16 protein-coding genes are annotated in these 17451 nt (G+C 39.7%); 4 read left to right on the top strand and 12 right to left on the bottom strand.

What is annotated here, in order from left to right; all coding sequences use genetic code 11:
- Window positions 1-235 precede the first annotated feature (235 nt).
- The gene (locus BC008_RS42530) at window positions 236-1186 is read left to right on the top strand and encodes an AAA family ATPase (RefSeq protein WP_027846107.1); all 951 of its coding nucleotides are present in this window, start codon (window positions 236-238) and stop codon (window positions 1184-1186) included.
- 334 nt (window positions 1187-1520) lie between these two features.
- The gene (locus BC008_RS42525; protein WP_027846968.1) at window positions 1521-2846 is read left to right on the top strand and encodes a DUF58 domain-containing protein; all 1326 of its coding nucleotides are present in this window, start codon (window positions 1521-1523) and stop codon (window positions 2844-2846) included.
- A gap of 30 nt (window positions 2847-2876) precedes the next feature.
- On the opposite strand, the gene BC008_RS42520 is transcribed toward BC008_RS42525, so the two are convergent.
- Together BC008_RS42520 and BC008_RS42515 are read right to left on the bottom strand one after the other, a co-directional pair.
- Window positions 2877-3284 (bottom strand): VanZ family protein, encoded by a 408-nt coding sequence (locus tag BC008_RS42520; RefSeq protein ID WP_321170106.1) that lies wholly within the window; start codon window positions 3282-3284, stop codon window positions 2877-2879.
- A 202-nt stretch (window positions 3285-3486) separates the two neighbouring features.
- Window positions 3487-3747: a hypothetical protein gene (locus tag BC008_RS42515; RefSeq protein WP_027846633.1), complete on the bottom strand. Its 261-nt coding sequence runs from the start codon at window positions 3745-3747 to the stop codon at window positions 3487-3489.
- A 722-nt stretch (window positions 3748-4469) separates the two neighbouring features.
- Between BC008_RS42515 and BC008_RS42510 the strand changes: the two genes are divergently transcribed.
- Window positions 4470-6620 (top strand): cytochrome-c peroxidase, encoded by a 2151-nt coding sequence (locus BC008_RS42510; protein WP_321170107.1) that lies wholly within the window; start codon window positions 4470-4472, stop codon window positions 6618-6620.
- Window positions 6621-6862: 242 nt separating this feature from the next.
- Here BC008_RS42510 and BC008_RS42505 read toward each other — a convergent pair whose 3' ends face one another.
- The 5 genes from BC008_RS42505 to BC008_RS42490 form a co-directional block, all read right to left on the bottom strand.
- Window positions 6863-7543, bottom strand: coding sequence for a HEAT repeat domain-containing protein (locus BC008_RS42505; RefSeq protein WP_027846632.1), 681 nt, complete (start codon window positions 7541-7543; stop codon window positions 6863-6865).
- A gap of 447 nt (window positions 7544-7990) precedes the next feature.
- Window positions 7991-9535, bottom strand: a complete 1545-nt coding sequence (locus BC008_RS42500) for a hydantoinase B/oxoprolinase family protein (protein WP_027846404.1) — start codon at window positions 9533-9535, stop codon at window positions 7991-7993.
- A gap of 258 nt (window positions 9536-9793) precedes the next feature.
- The gene (locus BC008_RS50115; protein ID WP_161938214.1) at window positions 9794-9931 is read right to left on the bottom strand and encodes a hypothetical protein; all 138 of its coding nucleotides are present in this window, start codon (window positions 9929-9931) and stop codon (window positions 9794-9796) included.
- Between the two features lie 25 nt (window positions 9932-9956).
- Window positions 9957-10595, bottom strand: coding sequence for a histidine phosphatase family protein (locus BC008_RS42495; RefSeq protein WP_027846405.1), 639 nt, complete (start codon window positions 10593-10595; stop codon window positions 9957-9959).
- A gap of 226 nt (window positions 10596-10821) precedes the next feature.
- Window positions 10822-12930 (bottom strand): hydantoinase/oxoprolinase family protein, encoded by a 2109-nt coding sequence (locus BC008_RS42490; RefSeq protein WP_027846406.1) that lies wholly within the window; start codon window positions 12928-12930, stop codon window positions 10822-10824.
- Between the two features lie 1039 nt (window positions 12931-13969).
- On the opposite strand from BC008_RS42490, the gene BC008_RS52880 reads away from it, so the two are divergent.
- Window positions 13970-14260: an acyl carrier protein gene (locus BC008_RS52880; protein ID WP_082650731.1), complete on the top strand. Its 291-nt coding sequence runs from the start codon at window positions 13970-13972 to the stop codon at window positions 14258-14260.
- 174 nt (window positions 14261-14434) lie between these two features.
- On the opposite strand, the gene BC008_RS42480 is transcribed toward BC008_RS52880, so the two are convergent.
- From BC008_RS42480 to BC008_RS42460, 5 genes are all read right to left on the bottom strand, one after another.
- Entirely contained in the window at window positions 14435-15007 is a 573-nt protein-coding gene (locus BC008_RS42480; protein WP_027844315.1) for a protein-tyrosine phosphatase family protein, read from the bottom strand.
- A 26-nt stretch (window positions 15008-15033) separates the two neighbouring features.
- Window positions 15034-15552 carry a GNAT family N-acetyltransferase gene (locus BC008_RS42475; protein WP_027844316.1) on the bottom strand — a complete coding sequence of 173 codons (519 nt, stop codon included), beginning with the start codon at window positions 15550-15552 and terminating at the stop codon, window positions 15034-15036.
- A gap of 97 nt (window positions 15553-15649) precedes the next feature.
- Window positions 15650-15985: a XisI protein gene (locus tag BC008_RS42470; RefSeq protein WP_027844317.1), complete on the bottom strand. Its 336-nt coding sequence runs from the start codon at window positions 15983-15985 to the stop codon at window positions 15650-15652.
- Window positions 15973-16389, bottom strand: a complete 417-nt coding sequence (locus tag BC008_RS42465; RefSeq protein WP_027844318.1) for a XisH family protein — start codon at window positions 16387-16389, stop codon at window positions 15973-15975. The genes BC008_RS42470 and BC008_RS42465 overlap by 13 nt, the downstream gene beginning before the upstream one ends.
- 150 nt (window positions 16390-16539) lie before the next feature.
- Window positions 16540-17409 carry a DUF4437 domain-containing protein gene (locus BC008_RS42460; RefSeq protein WP_036266221.1) on the bottom strand — a complete coding sequence of 290 codons (870 nt, stop codon included), beginning with the start codon at window positions 17407-17409 and terminating at the stop codon, window positions 16540-16542.
- Window positions 17410-17451: the final 42 nt, after the last annotated feature.

Below are 17451 nucleotides of genomic sequence, written 5' to 3'. Positions count from 1 at the left end.
AATTTTCAATTTTTATTTAAAATCAGGTGTTGCACCAAAAGTGAATGAAAATTTATTTATGTGGAGATTTTAGAGGCGTAACATTGTTGCGTCTCTATATTATGTGAATTTATAATAACCGTTAATTAACTCTTTTGGCCCTCTTGCTTCAGTATTGTACTGCGATGAACTAAAGTGCTTGTGATTTCAAAAAAGAATCATGCTTTAATTCCTAAATAAACAATCCCGATTTACGATGGATGAAATTAGAGTAATAATAAATCGCCTGAATAAAGGGCTTTCTGATGTAGTAGTGGGACAATCCACCCTGATACATCAGTTTTTGATTGGCTTGTTAGCAAATGGGCATATAATTTTGGAAGGAGTACCAGGAACGGGTAAAACTCTGCTAGTAAAGGTATTTGCGCAACTCATACAAGCTGATTTTCGACGCATTCAGTTAACCCCAGATGTTTTACCTGCGGATATCACCGGTACTAATATTTTTGATTTGAATAGTCGTAGTTTTACTTTAAAAAAGGGTCCAGTTTTTACAGAGGTATTACTCGCAGACGAAATTAACCGCACACCACCTAAAACCCAAGCAGCATTGCTCGAAGCAATGGAGGAAATGCAAGTCACGTTAGATGGGGAAAGTCTTCCATTACCTGAATTGTTTTCTGTGGTGGCGACACAAAATCCATTAGAATTTGAAGGAACTTATCCTTTACCAGAAGCACAATTAGATCGATTTTTATTTAAATTAACAGTAGAGTATCCGGATAAAGCAGCAGAAAAGCAGATGTTACTCAATCGTCAAGCAGGGTTTGCTGCACGACGTCTTGATATTTCCCAAATCCAGCCCATAGCTACAGTAGAAAAAATATTACAAGCAAGGCAAAAAGTTAAAGAAGTAAAAGTATCTGAAGCGATTATAGATTATTTGTTAGCTTTAGTTGAATTATCCCGTAAATATCCTGATTTAGCTTTGGGTGCATCGCCTCGCTGTGCTGCTGCATGGTTAGTAACATCTCAAGCTGCTGCATGGTTAGCAAATCGAGACTTTGTGACTCCGGATGATGTTAAAGCTGTGGGGATACCTTTGTTACGACATCGTCTTATTTTGAAACCAGAAGCAATGTTGGATGGTTTACATATCGATGAAGTAATTACGTCTATTCTCAATCAAGTACCAGTACCGAGGTAAGTATAGCGCAAGTCAGGAGTCACGAGTCACGAGTCACGAGTCAGAAGTCAGGAGTCAGGAGTCAGAAGTCACGAGTCAGGACAGACCGCGCTTACAGCGAGCAGGAGTCAGGAGTCAGAAGTCAGGAGTCAGGAGTCAGAAGTCAGGAGTCAGGAGTCAGAAGTCAGGAGTCAGAAGTCAGGACAGACCGCGCTTACAGCGAGCAGGAGTCAGGAGTCAGAAGTCAGGAGTCAGAAGTCAGGAGTCAGGGATTAAGAGTAATAAATTACTTATTACTTATTACTTATTACTTGTTACTTGTTACTTGTTACTCATTACCCCCCCATTAATTGTTATGTTACCTTCCAAAAAAGTTTATCTCTTACTATTACTGGCTGTTTTTATTGCGATCCCATTAGCTATCTTGTTTGGAGTTGGGGTGAGTATTAGCTTGATACTATTATTTGATGGAATTGTATTGGGTTTAATGGCGATCGATGGGTTAATGACACGACGCAATCGAGTTGATGTAACGAGAAAGTTAGAACCGCGACTGTCAATTGGTAGGGATAATCCAGTATTACTTAGTGTAAAATCTTCAAGTGCTAATGCCATCATTCAAGTTTGCGATCGCTACCCCAGTAACTTTAATGTTTCTAAACCAGTCTTACGTGCTGTTGTTCCAGCTAATAGTACGAAGGAATTAACTTATACAGTCCACCCTAAGGAGCGAGGAGAATTCAATTGGGGAGATATTCAAGTCAGACAACTTGGTGCTTGGGGATTTGCATGGGACGATTGGAAAATTCCTCAAACCTTGAAAACTAAAGTTTATCCCGATTTAGTTGGATTGCGATCGCTTTCGGTTCGTTTAACTTTGCAGTCTTCTGGAACGATACGTCAATTAAGACAAAAAGGTATAGGTACTGAGTTTGCAGAATTACGCAACTATCGAACGGGTGACGACCTAAGGTTAGTTGATTGGAAAGCTACTGCTCGTCGTTTGGGTGCAAATGGAAATGCAACTCCTTTGGTGCGGGTATTGGAACCAGAACACGAACAAACTTTACTAATATTGTTGGACCGAGGTCGACTAATGACTTCCCAAGTTTCTGGTTTACAACGCTTTGACTGGGGTTTAAATGCAACTTTGTCCTTAGCACTTGCAGGTTTAAATCGTGGCGATCGCGTGGGGGTGGGTGTATTTGACCGACAAATACATACATGGATTCCTCCGGAACGAGGACAACAACATTTAAATCGTTTAATTGACCGTCTGACACCAATTCAACCTGTTTTATTAGAGTCGGATTATTTAAGTGCTGTTACTAAGGTGGTACAACAGCAAACTCGACGTTGTTTAGTGGTGATTATTACGGATATTGTCGATGTGACTGCTTCAGGGGAGTTATTAACTGCTCTTTCCCGACTCGCACCGCGCTATCTTCCATTTTGTGTGACATTGCGCGATCGTAAAGTTGATGACCTAGCAAATACTTTTACAAAAAATATTACCGGAAGTTACGAGCGTGCTGTAGCTTTAGATTTATTAGCACAACGAAAAGTTGCATTTGCTCAACTCAAACAAAAAGGTGTATTGGTTCTTGATGCACCCGCAGATGGAATCACTGAACAGTTAGTAGATAGATATTTGTTGATTAAAGCACGCAATCAATTGTGAGATTATTTTTATTTCTAAGGATTTACAATATTAATTCCTAGAAGTATTTTCGTTATTAATTTTAGTTATTTCAGCCAGCCAAGTAAATAAAATAATCCCAAAAAAATCAGCGGCTAAATCGACTAAATCAAAACTGCGGTTTGGTGAAAATATTTGTAAACACTCTTCAATTAAAATAAAAATACTAATAATTATTGGTGTCAGAGGAAGAGAAAATTTTAGGGTGTTGAGACTTATTTTGACTTTGCGTTTGTTAAAAGCTAAGTGTCCCAAAAAAGCTGAGAATCCCATCAATAGAAAATGCAGAATAGTATCGTAGTAGGGGAAATGCTTAATTTCATTAGGGATAATTTTTAAATATGCTGAAATAGATATTGCTAAAATTATTCCAATGTAAATATAAAACGCAATCTTCCAAAAACGATGGGATTTCATCATTAAGTTATATTTAAGTATATTTATGTCAAGTCTGTTGTAACATTTTTTAGGTAATTGGTAATTGGTAATTGGTCATTGGTAATTGGTAATTGGTAATTGGTAATTGGTAATTGGTAATTGGTAATTGGTAATGAGTAAATTTTTGCTCCTGACTCCTGATTTCTGACTTCTGACTTCTGATTTCTGACTTCTGACTTCTAAATTAAGTTTCCAAATTAGCTTGTTCCAATAACCAAGGATCTACAGGTTGTCCATCCTTGCGTTTTAAGTCAATTTCAATTGCAATTATTTTCCCCGAACCCGGAGGTGCAGGTTTTTTATGGAAAGTAATTTCATAATCATGGGGATTTTGACCTTTTTCTTTTAACCAATCTTGCACTTTTGTTGTTGCAAAGAAAGATTGTCCTTGGTCAAACATTTGGGTAATTTGCATTTGCAATGAGTAAGGATTTAAACGACCCATCTTTCACCTTCTTTGTAAAGTAGTTTATAGTTAATTGGCTTTCTGACTCTAATTTACTATAATTATTTTTGTACGGCAGGGAGTGCCGGAATTAACGCTTGAGGAGCTAGTTGAGAGACTAGGATAACACAGATCCCGGATATGTTCTGTGTGCCCAAGAAACTTAAACTTTTGTTTAATGTACTCCACAATTTTATATGTGAAAAAAGGCAGACAAAATGTCTGCCTTCACAAATTTTTGTACAAAAGAATAGATAATAGGTTTGGATAAAGAGTGCATATTAGTGCATACCAACAAATTGTAAATTTTGGTATGAATTATTTTTTGGGAAGCTTCTAAACCTCTTAGCTGATATTTTGTCACATTCTTACCCTTGATAAGTAAGTATTCTGAGTCTCGAAAAATTGGTTACAGGCGATCGCAAGCCTTAATGTCTTCCTGAAAATTGAATTTGCATAAGTCCCAGGAAACCTCACTTAGTACTAAGAATAACGATCGGTAAGCATCAGGGTAATGCTCAAATCTTCATGAGTCTATTTATCATTTTTTATTTTTTGATAGATAAATAAGACCGCACGGAGAATTTTTCGTAAAACTGTTAACAAAAACTGAATCACTGGTATTGAGGCAAACCAAGTGTTTTTCTCACCTGAAGTTAAAAATAGTACTCTATTTACTTTATCTCTCACTTTCAATGTTCATAAAAATACAAAAATTAGCCGTGACAGTAGTCCAACGGCTTAATAAACAGATCGAGCGGAGAATATTCAAAACATCTCGCAGCTTAAAAAAGACGACTGCGATTACCGCTTTAGTAATGGTAATGATATTAGCTGGAAATTCTGTTTCAGCACAAATTTCCTCTATCAAACCCCTAGGTGAGATAGGGATTCCCAAACCAGATAATATTAATCGATTCATTAAAGATAAAACAGCTGCAATTGCTCTAGGGAAAACCCTATTTTGGGATATGCAACTTGGTAGTGATGGGGTTCAATCCTGTGCTAGTTGTCACTTCCATGCTGGGGCTGATAATAGGTCGAAAAACCAAATTAATCCAGGTCCGGGGAATAAATTTGATATTGCATCTGCACCAAATTATCAGTTAAAACCATCAGATTTCCCGTTTCATAAATTAGAGAATCCAAATGATGCTTCCTCTAAAGTGATATCTGATGTCAATGATGTTGCTGGTTCTCAAGGAGTGTCTCGAGCGAGATTCATTGATGTTCAACCCGGTAGTGACAAGGATAAAACTACTCCTGTTCGAGACGAAGTTTTCAATGTTGGTGGTGTTAACGTGCGTAGGGTAACAGATCGCGATACACCAACTGTCATCAATTCAGTCTTCAATTTTCGTAATTTTTGGGACGGACGAGCGCAAAATATTTTCAATGGAGTAAATCCTTCTGGTTTAAGAGACAGTAATGCTTTTGTTTTGGAAGCTCAAAACAGAAGACGACTTAGAGATGTTCGAGTCAGAATTAACAATTCATCTTTAGCTTCCCAAGCTGTGGGACCACCAGCAAGTTCTTTTGAACTGAGTGCAGAAGTGGAACCTATTATTTCGCCATCTACTGTGGAATTATCTGATTCAGAGGATCGAATTGAAGTACGAGATAGTCAAGGTCGAACTATTAATCGTGGTTCTGCAACAGAGGGAGTAGAAGCAGCACCAGATGTTGACGAACAGAGACGTTCTCGAAGACCTAGAAGACAAAGACCTCCCCGAAGACCCAGACGAAAATTTAGAAGCGTGGGGAGAAAACTAGGTAAGAAAATGCTTGCTGTTAATCCTCTTAATAAACAGGTCGTTGCTAGTGACGACAGCGTATTAGGCAGCTTCAGCAAATTTCCCCAGTCCGGGATTAACAAGTCCTACGAGGAAATGATTCAACAAGCTTTTCAACGACAATGGTGGGACTCGAATATTGTTGTCCGGGTCGATCCAAAAACTGGAAGGCGAAGATTTAGACGCAATCCGAGAAATAGACCGCTCTCAACTAATGAGTTTACCCTTGCAGAATATAATTTTGCTTTGTTTTTTGGGTTAGCGGTGCAAGAATATGAATCTACTCTAGTTTCTGACCAAACACCCTTCGATCAATTTCTCAGTGGGGATAAAAATGCTTTAACTCCAGAGCAGCAAAGAGGATGGGATATTTTTCAAAATAAGGGGTTATGTATCAGTTGTCATGTCGGTTCAGAATTGACTGCTGCTTCTGTTAGTAATGTAGCTCGTCAGCAACGGATTCTACGTCCACCCGCTCCTGCTCCTAATCCTGTGGTGGGAGATACTGGTTTTATTAATATTGGTGTTCGACCTGTTGCAGAAGACCTTGGAGTTGGAGGTAAAGACGAATTTGATAATCCTCTTTCAGAAGCAAGACTTGCTTTACAAGGTACATTTGAACGACTTTTGGGTGAAAAACCACCAATTATTCCCAAAAATGAACAAGATATCGCTGCAGATGGGGCTTTTAAAACCTCTGGACTTCGCAATGTGGAACTGACTGCTCCTTATTTCCATAATGGTGGTCAGTTGACCTTGGAACAGGTGATTGAATTCTATAACCGGGGTGGAGACTTTGGAAGAAATCTTCCTCCGCTTAATCTTTCTGCAGATGAGAAGAAATCACTGGTTGCTTTTATGAAGGGTTTGACTGATGAGCGAGTTAGATTGCAAAAAGCACCTTTCGACCATCCACAGCTATTTGTTCCTAATGGACATCCAAACGACGAACAAAATGTGATTCCAGATCCGGATATTCAGGGAGAGGATGGAACTAAACAAGCGAAAGATGACCTTCTGGAAATACCTGCTGTTGGTCGTGGTGGTGGTAAACCTTTACCAAACTTTTTAGGAGGTTAATTTTTTATTGGTAATTGGTAATTGATAATTGGTAATTGTTAACTGTAGCCCGTAAGGACGTGGCGTTAGCCATAAACTGTTAGCGCCTAGCGGTTAGCGTACCGGATCCGCAAGGTAGCGCAGCTATAGGTATTGCGTGCGCGACCTAGCGCAAGCGTACTGTAAGTATTGCGCATTAACTGTTAACTGTTAACTGATAACTGATTTTCCCATTAGCTATTACCCATTACCAATTGTCAAAATTATTTTTCTCCCCAGTCAGATGCAACTTCCAAAGCTGCTGCTACTACCCGATAATTCTCATCTTGTTGCAGTTTGGCAATTAAACCCCTAGCTTGCAAGTCCTGGGAATTTTGCAGTGCATAAGCCACTTTCCAGCGCGATCGCCAGTTTTCATCCCCTGCAAGTTGCGCCAATAAATCTAAGGCTCGATCTTTTACAGACGATTTTAGCAGTTGACCTAAAGCAGAAATACCTGTTTGTTTAACTGTTTCTGTTTCATCCTGGAGTGCAAGTGTTGCGACTGATAATAATATCTCATAGCAATCGGTTTCCACAAGCAGAGAAATAACCGTTTGACGAACTAACCAGTTGTTAGAAACTTCAAATAATTTTTGTAAGATTGGAATTGCGCGATCGCCAAACTCAAACAAAGAATTAGCAGCTTCCGCCAAAACATTGGGGTCTTTTTCTTGTTCTATAATCTGTTTGAGTGTTTGAAACGAAGCTTCGGTGGTATAGTTACCAAAACCCATTACAGCCAGACGGCGCAAGCCAAAATCTCTTTCTGAAACTAACCTTTGTAAAACTGGAACAGCAATCTCTGCAGGAAACTCTGCTAATTCATCCAAAGCTTCTTTGCGTTGGTTAAGTGTTTCTGCACGCAGGTTAATCTCAATTTGCTCAATGGGATCTTGGTTCATTTTGCTAGCTAAATTCGGAGTATAATAAGAGCGATTTAATGGTCGTCTAATTACCCAATATAGAGCTGCCTCTATCAAACTTTATCCCTTATGAAATGGGAATTATCAGAGACAAGGTAAGTGAGAACGAAAGAGAATTATGGGTAAATTAGAGAACACACCTTCGATCTCAAGCTCTAAAAATTAACATAGCAGAGATTGGCCATTGGGGATTAGGGATTGGGGATTAGGTAATGAGTAATGTTAGCGCCTAGCGGTAGCGTACCGGATCCGTAGGTAGCGCAGCTATAGGTATTGCGGGGCGCGACAGCGCACAGTAATGAGTAATGGGTAATGAGTATGGGTGATGGGTTATTTGTAACTTTTTACTGTTACTCCTGAATCCTGTACAGACGTAGCATGCTACGTCTTTACCACTTTTGAATTTTGACTTTTGACTTTTGACTTCTACCCAAACCCTCCTCCCCCTGGAGTTTCAATAATAAAAATATCTCCTGCTTCCATTTCGACTGTAGCTGTGGGGTCTAAGTCTTCTTGTTTTCCATTTTGACGCTGGATGCTGTTGTGTCCTATGAGTCCCGGTTCTCCACCGTTTAAGCCAAAGGGAGGGGTGTTTCTATGTCCGGAAAGAATGTTTGCTGTCATGGGTTCGAGGAACTTAATACGGCGAATAACGCCATTACCACCGGAATGCTTTCCTTTCCCACCGCTATTTGGACGCAAACTAAAGTTTTCTAGGAGTACGGGATATCTAGTTTCTAAAACTTCTGGGTCGGTTAAGCGTGAATTCGTCATGTGGGTTTGGACTGCGTCTGTACCGTCAAAGTCTGCACCTGCACCGGAACCACCACAGATTGTTTCATAGTACTGATATTTTTCATTCCCAAAGGTAAAGTTATTCATGGTTCCTTGGGATGCAGCCATAATTCCCAAAGCGCCGTATAAAGCATCGACAATTGCTTGTGAGGTTTCGACGTTACCTGCAACTACTGCTGCTGGGTAGGCTGGATTAAGCATGCAACCTTGGGGAATGATAATTTCTAAAGGTTTCAAACATCCAGCATTGAGGGGAATATTATCATTTACTAGGGTGCGAAAGACGTATAATACTGCTGCTTGGGTTACTGCTTTGGGGGTATTAAAGTTACTATTTAGTTGATTTGATGTATCTGTGAAATCAATTTTGGCGCTACGATTTTCTTTATTGATTATGACTTTAACTTGAATTTTGGCTCCGTTGTCCATTTCATAGCAAAATAAGCCATCTTTTAAAACATCAATTGCTTTTCTTACTGCTAATTCGGCATTATCTTGCACAAATTGCATGTAAGCTTGGACTGTTTCAAGTCCGTATTGTGCGACCATTTTATGGAGTTCTTGAACTCCCCTTTCATTGGCGGCGATTTGGGCTTTGAAGTCGGCGATATTTTGGTTGGGGTTACGAGCGGGATATTGATGATTTAAGAGTTTTTCCCTAACTAAAGTTTCTTGGAAATTCCCTTCTTCAACTAGGAGAAAATTATCAAATAAAATTCCTTCTTCTTCTACTGTGGTACTGTGGGGAGGCATAGAACCGGGAGTGATTCCGCCAATGTCTGCTTGGTGTCCGCGAGAAGCGAGGTAGAAGATGGGGGGATGGGAGATGGGGGAAGAAAATACTGGGGTAGTTACTGTGACGTCAGGAAGATGTGTTCCTCCGTTGTAGGGATTGTTGGATAAATATACGTTTCCTGGTTTGATGCTGTCGCCTTTGTCTTGAATTAAACTACGGACGCTTTCGCTCATTGACCCTAAGTGTACGGGTATATGGGGGGCGTTTGCTACTAGTAAACCGGAAGTGTCGAAGATTGCGCAGGAGAAATCTAGGCGTTCTTTTATGTTTACTGATGCTGCTGTGTTTTGCAGCACGATTCCCATTTGTTCGGCGATGAATTGATAGAGGTTTTTGAATATTTCTAGGCGAACGGGGTCGGGTTTTGATGTTATTTTCATTTTTTGTTTATAAATTAAAATAGTTTAGTCAATAGCTATTGTTGCCAAAATAGTACTCCAGAGACGTAGCATGCTACGTCTCTACAAATTTTGTGGATTTACCATTTAATTGAAATTGGTAGTTCTACGTTGACCTTCTGTGAATCCAAAATTTTTGAGAACTGCAGCTTCTGGTGCTAATGGTTCAACGCAAACAAAAATATGATCTAATTCAAGTTGCATATTCTCATCATCCCTCCAGATAATCAATTATCCGATTTATTGTAGGGTGCTGTTAGGCGCAAGCCGTAACGCACCGTTATCTATCCCCACATGGATCGCAAGCCGTAACGCTGTTGTCAAAGAAACCGTAGAACTTGAAGAAGGGCTGTCGCCCTCATATGATGAAAATTCCACGGGATAATTTATTATTTGAAGTCCCTTATGTTCCCCGACGAGAGCGAAGACCATCGGGTATATGATGGCGATCGCCTAATGTTTCTAACAAGGGACCATTGACGTCAAACTTAACCATACTTACTGACGCGACCAAAATATTTACCCGGTAGCGATAGCGTCCCAAATCGATTCCTAGTAAACTGCAAAGCATAATCCGAATCGTGGCTTTATGGGAAACTACTAAAACGTTACCTTGGGGATGTTTTTCTTGAATTTCAGCAATTACAGGCATAGAGCGGTTAGCAATATCTACCGCAGTTTCTCCACCTAGCGGTGCATTCCAAGCCGGTTCTGTCAACCATTTTACATAGCTTTGTGGGTAATTCTCTTGGGCAAAGGATTTACTGTGGGTTTCCCATTCGCCGTAACTACCTTCTCTAAGTCCGTCACGTAACTGCATATCCATACCAATAGCATCACAAAATGGCTTGGCAGTTGCAATTGTGCGCTTCATCGGGCTAACATAGACTGCTTCCCACTTCAATTTTTGGTAGACATTGGCAAAACTAGATGCCATCTGCATTCCTTCAGAGGTCAACTCCGCATCAGTTTCACCGCAGAAATTACCACTCTGACTAAAAGTCGTTTCTCCATGTCTGAGTAGATATAAATTGAGTGTCATAGCTTGTATGGCGATTAGGATAAAGGAGATTGTGCAAAAATAAAATATCATCAATCGCGTTCTCGAGTGTGTACCTTTGGTACAGACTGAGGTTGAACTTTTTAGGGAATGGCTAGTGACATTTTACCCGTGGTTGTATCAGTAGGATAGGACTTTTCTAACTCAATGTGTGTATTAACAGAAGCTGAGTTTCGGGGTGAAGCGGGACATTCATAAACAAATGGTATTAAGCAATACGCTCTAATATCAAATGATTGCGTTCGGTTAACTTTGCTTCCCATTCCGGCTCAACTACAATGGTGCTAATTTTTTCTACAATAATTGCAGAACCTTTAATAGCATCCCCCGGTTGCAAGTCTTCCCGTCGATAAACCGGAGTATCGTACCATCGATCCACACTAAACATCTTTACTATTTCAACTGGTGTAGGAATTTCATCTACTCCACGGGTACGACTAATTAAAGGTTCTGCGGGAGTATCCATTTTCTGAATCACTTCGACTGAGCCTGATTCTACTATTAATGCTTTTTCCGATTGCACGAAACCGTACCTTAATTTATGCTCTTTCTCAAAATCAAGACGCATCGTTTCCACATTTTCAACAAAATCAACGCTTAAAGTTGAACTTGTCCCCTCATACTTCAGATTAAGCTTTCTAATTATTTCCCGTTCGTATATCTCTGCGCTAACTTCCCCGTTACTCAATTCCTCCTTCCCTCGTTTCTCCAAAATTTTCATTAACTGCTGTAGCTCAGGAGCTAATTCTTTATCTAAAACCTTTTCTACTCCTGCTTCTCTCATCGCCCTGATATCTGCTAGACCCATTCCATAAGCAGAGAGAACCCCAGCATAAGGATGCAAAAATATCTTGGTCATTCCTAAAGTATCAGCTATTAAGCAAGTTACCTGCGCTCCAGCACCACCAAAACAGCAAAGGACGTATTGAGTGACATCATAACCCCGTTGCAAACTGATTTTTTTGATTGCATTTGCCATATTTTCGACTGCGATCGCAATAAATCCAGCTGCTACTTGTTCGGGTGTAGAAGTGTTTCCGGTTGTTGCTGCAATATCTTGAGCTAGTTGAGCAAATTTCTCAGTGACGATATCTTTATCTAAAGGTAAATTACCATCAACTCCAAAAACAGCTGGAAAATATTGGGGATGAATTTTTCCTAACATCACATTAGCATCGGTTACTGTTAATGGTCCCCCACGTCGGTAAGAAGCAGGTCCGGGATTTGAACCTGCAGATTCTGGTCCCACGCGATAACTAGAACCATCGAAAAATAAAATTGAACCGCCACCTGCTGCAATGGTATTAATTGCTAAGACGGGAACTCGCATCCGCGCTCCGGCGATTTCCGATTCTAGTTGACGTTCGTATTCTCCTTTGAAGTGGGCGACATCTGTACTGGTTCCACCCATATCAAAAGTGATTATCTTCTCAAAACCCGCCCTTTTACTAGTTTGTACTGCGCCGACAATCCCCCCAGCTGGACCGCTTAAAATACTATCTTTTCCTTGGAATTGTTCCGCTGCAACTAAACCCCCGTCAGACTTCATAAACATGAGTTTGACTCCGGGTAATTTACTAGCGACTTGGTTAACATAGCGACGCAGTATTGGAGTTAAGTATGCATCGACAACTGTTGTATCTCCCCTGCTAACCAATTTCATCAGAGGACTGACTTGATGGGACACAGATATCTGCGTAAATCCGATTTCTTGGGCGATTTGGGCTACCTGTTGTTCGTGGGAAGGATAGCGATCGCTATGCATGAAAACTATAGCACAACTACGAATTCCCCCATCGTAAACCGCTTGTAAGTTTTTCCTTACTCGTTCAACATTGAGTGGAATTAATTCATTACCTCGAGCATCATACCTTTGTTCGACCTCGATTACCTCCTCGTAAAGCATTGTAGGTAAAATTATTTGACGAGCAAAGATATCAGGACGATTTTGGTAACCAATTCGCAAAGCATCTTTGAAACCTTTGGTAATTAAAAGCGCAACCCGGTCTCCTTTTCTTTCTAAGAGTGCATTGGTTGCGACTGTAGTTCCCATTTTTACTACTTCAATTGCTGCGGTGGGAATGGCTTCGTTCCTTGAAAGTCCGAGAATATCGTGAATACCTTGAATCGCAGCATCTTGATATTGTTCGGGATTTTCTGAAAGTAATTTATAAACGATTACCCATTGTTGGTTAGGAAGAGGAACAATTAAAAAACGTTGGGGATGGGTTACAAGTCGATCGATAATCCCTTGGTCATTAGTAGCAGCAACAATATCTGTGAATGTTCCACCCCTATCAGCAAATACTTTTAACATTGTTTGATTAGTCATCATCTGACAGTAGACTAACAAGAGATTTGGGGTGTTGAGAACAGGGCAAACGTATCTAAAATTAACAAAAATAAATGGACAAAAACTTTGATTTATGCAATTGACGTAAAAATAAGATTTTTCGTTAGTCTCATTGTTTTAACCGTGTATGGAAGGTAAAAAATTTCAGACCATAGATTCTCAATTAATAGGATTTAATGCGGAAAAATACGGTTTTATTGAGAAAATGGCATTTTTATTGACAAGATGCGTTCGCCCTGGTGTTGAGAACTAATATTCAAGGCAAGCTAAAATTCAAGCATATAATCTTATTAAGTACGTTAGTAAGAAAAATCATAACTTGTTTGTAATAGCGCTTTAGCGCTAAAGCGCTACTACTAGAAAAATACAGATATTTTATATTTATTTACATAGTTTACTTTTTTCTCGCCTACTTACTTAAGATCGGATTAAATTATTTTTTAGTACTTGATCTTAAGCACAAATGCAATGGATCAAATAACTCATTACCGCACTTTAATCTGAAGTTCCTCTCAAGGAAAAAGCATTCAACTGAAGTAGATTGTTATACTAATTTTAGAGTTGCTTAAATTTGATTTAGTTATGCAGCTTAGGAGAAGTTCAAATGAGTATGGATGATAAAGCCTATGAGCTAGACATCCTGAAACAAGTAATCAGTACTTATCTAAATGATACTGTACCATTTACAGAGGAGGGGTTGAACTCTCTTACTTCCAAACGTGATGAGATTGTTTATAAGATTGCGACAAAAATTTATCACGAGAGTGGGCACAAGCTTGAATTCTCTTTTGCATGCGATACTATTAACTCTCACATCGAAGTATTGAAAACGCGTATCGCAAAGGAGAAAGCCATTGCTTACAAGCGTTTACAGTCTCAAAAAGCTGAGGAAGCTCTACAAAGCGTACAAGAAAATCAAAAAAGAGCACAAGCAGAAAAGCAAAAGCAAAATCGCTTGATTGAGTTGGCTAGAAAACTTAACGAGTCTAAAAGAGATACAAGCATGTCCGATCTCTTTTTTAAAGTCCAAAATATAATCAGCGAGCAGTTATCCGTAGATTTAGATGTAATTAAGTTAAATGCTCATATCTCAAATGATTTGGGAGCTGATGAACTTGATACTTTTGAGCTTGCGATGGCGTTGGAAGAAGAATTTGACATTGAAATACCAGATAATATATTGGGGTCGGTTAAGAGATATCCCCCGTCGTTTAGCAATAGTTTCGGTGATTCAGATCCTGTGGCTTGTACTGTTGGAGAACTCTTGGATTTCATTCACAATTCAATAAAGTAGCTTTGGTTAAGTAAAATTACTTGGGTTAATCAGCAACAACACGCTGCATTTAATTAGGGCTTGCTGAAGAAGTAATGGAAAAACAATATGAAGATTGGTTAGTTATTCGAACAAGAATTAAATATAAGTTTTTGTTGTCTTAGATGAGCTAAATCATAATTTTGAATAATTGTTTCATTGTCCATCCGCAATAAATTTTGGGCTGTAAGTTTCCGTAGCATCACGACAATAATCTAGAAGTGCGTTTAATTCTGCCATAACTTTCTTTGGATTTCGACCTTTAAGGAGAGCAAAAGATACCGCTTCATAGGGATCTCTTCCAGTTTTTCTCACAGTTTCAATTGCAGTTTTATTAGAAAATCCCCGTTGCGCGACTAACCATGCGGCTAAAACATGTCCCGTGCGTCCGATTCCCCCAGAGCAGTGAACTACTACTTTTTCATTTTGGCGATAATCGCAGTTCGGCAAAAACGGTAATATTTCTTGGGTTAACGTTTGGCGATCAGCGAGTTGAAAATCCTCAATCGGTGACCAGCAAACCCGGTCCGTTCCAAATTTCTGTCGGTAAATTCCAAGCAAATCTGAATAGCGATCGAGTTGAGTCTGGGAAAGTAAACAGCAAACATGTTTAATATTTTGACCTTGCATAAACTTAATCCACTCATTCACCCGGTCACTACTGTATCCAGGTCTTGCAGAACCAAACACAATAGTTTCCTTTGGGGAAGCTGCAGCAAATTTGTACATACTATTGAGTTATTGTGTGAAAAATATTAGCTGAAATTGGGGTTTTGATACCTATACAAAATATGTGGGATGTCAGCGTGCATAATATTTTTCTCAAATACAAACCCAATTTTTTGCATTACTCTTTCAGATTTTTTGTTCGTAACTAAGGTATAAGCAACCACGCTTGGATAAAAAAATTCATCAAATGCAATTGATAAGGCTTTTTCCCCTATTTCTACCGCCAAACCTTTTCCCCAAAATTCTGGCATCAGTGCGTAACCAAGTTCAACTTCTTTCCGATTATTTACGACGACCCTCCTGATACCACCACGTCCGACAAAGACTTCAGTTTCCTTATCACAGAATATCCATTGACCATGTCCATAATTTTCCCATTGTTCGCAATTATATTTCATTTTTGCTTTTACTTTTTCTTTGCTCAAAGTTCCTCCCAATGTCGCCATCACTTCTAAATTAGAAGTCATTTCAAGCAATAATTTCCAATGCTCATTGCATATTCTTTCACCTTTTAATCTATCGGTTTCAATTCGCTCAAATTGCATATTCTCAAACTTATTTGTGACTAAGACTATTATTCTTCCGGTCAAGTAGTCTTCTCATTATCTCCCTAGAAAATAATCAATATTATTCTAAAGATTTTTAACCAACCGCATAAGGGGAAAATTGGCGCTTAAAAGAGGAATGAAAACCCAAAACTATATCTGAATTCGGCACACCCATATTTACCAATCTTTTAGCTATAGATTCTTCTGTACCATTATATTGAATCCAAATTTTACCATCTTGAATATCAAAGTGCATTACAGGACCAAATACTCGTTTATCTCCTTGCCAACCAACATAGGCTAGTTGATAATGGTCATGTTCGGAATCAAATATTAACTCCGCTTTTACGGAATCAGTAGTAGTTGAAATTTGGGCGTGTTCTGTCAAGATTTCCTTGATAAATTGTCGATATTGTTCTATCTTATCCATTTCTTTATTTCCTCCAATTTAGGATCGTAAATCATTAATTTGACTTGGTAACGTTTCAGAGAACGTTGGATAAAAGAAAGCTGAAAAAAATCCTGATAAGTTTCAATGGGAATAGCTAAATAAACAATTCGCTCTGGTTCTTGCTCTTCTAGTGCTTGAAAATAATTAAGATATTGACCCAAAGCTGTATGAAATGCACTAATATCTGAATCTCCTATAAAGCTTTTTATTTCTACAGCAATTTTTTCGGAGTCTCGTTCTGCTGCGATCGCACTTTCTGCTGCTAAGTCAATTTGTAATTTGACTGCTTCACTTATGCGGATCGTAAGGGGATCGTGGGTTATCTTCCATCCATCTTTGATTAACGCACTTTTAACTTGTTGATGGAAAACGTCTTTTGCCATTTTGGATGCTCTTCATCCTGATTATGCTTTACTTTATTATTTAATATCAACTTCAAAAAACACTGCTATGTATCAATTTTTTGAATATGTTCGCTGTTACACTCAATTTAGTTTTTTTGGTAATGTAGTGATTGCACGAATCGGTTGCGGCTACTTCTTGGGCTGCGTCGAAATGACGTCAAACTTGCCTTTCATGCGCACGTACATGATGCACTCCTCTCCCCTTTCGCACGAGACCTGATGCACTGACTCTCCTTTGGAACTGAAATAACTTCCCGGCTCCATGGTCTTGACATCGATCTTGCCCGGAACCCGGTGCTTGGGTCGACCCTGGATCGCCACAGCACGAAATGTCGAGCCGTGGCTGCGTATTTTTCCAGTAAATTCAGCTGGTAGTTTGACAAGGGTCCCATTCAACTGATTGTCCTGCGGGTTACCCCAAAGAAAAGCTACCTTTGGTCCATCGGCTGAGGCTTGCATTCCGGGCTGATCGATCCAAACGATGTTCGATGCGTCCACGTTAATCGGCTTGTCTTTACTATAAAATGCCTCCTCAGGGGGAAGAACTCCAAATGCATCCTCAACTTCTATGTATGCTATGGTGTTACTACCTTTTGCTGCAGTAATGTGCACACCTCCGGCTGGCTGCGTCCAGAAAGAACCCGTCGGCATATACATTTCCTCGGCATTAGGATCGTCATTGTGGATGGTGCCACTAATGACCACTCCGCGGTAAATAGTATTGTGAATATGAGGTGGCGACTTGAAGCCGTCCACTGGCTTAAGGAGAAATCCTGATGGTCCAGGACCGGTGCGATCGCCCCAGAGAGTGCCAGCCATCGGGCTTTTGTCACCGCGGGCGGGGTTGAGCGGCTCCCAATTGACTTCGGACGTCAAGACAACCTTGAAGTTTGGCTCGGCTGCTGGTTTCGGAGCGCTACTACTGAATGCGACCTGCAAGCTAATGCAGGCAGATACGCCGAGTGCAAGTGCGAGTGATAGAAACGTTCTTATATTCATTCTTCACAAATGTAGTACGATATACTCGGTGATGGAGTGTTA

The organism is Mastigocoleus testarum BC008 (genome assembly GCF_001456025.1).
Classification (GTDB): domain Bacteria; phylum Cyanobacteriota; class Cyanobacteriia; order Cyanobacteriales; family Nostocaceae; genus Mastigocoleus; species Mastigocoleus testarum.
The sequence above is the reverse complement of the archived record's forward strand: the minus strand, read 5'-3'. Positions and strand labels throughout refer to the sequence as shown.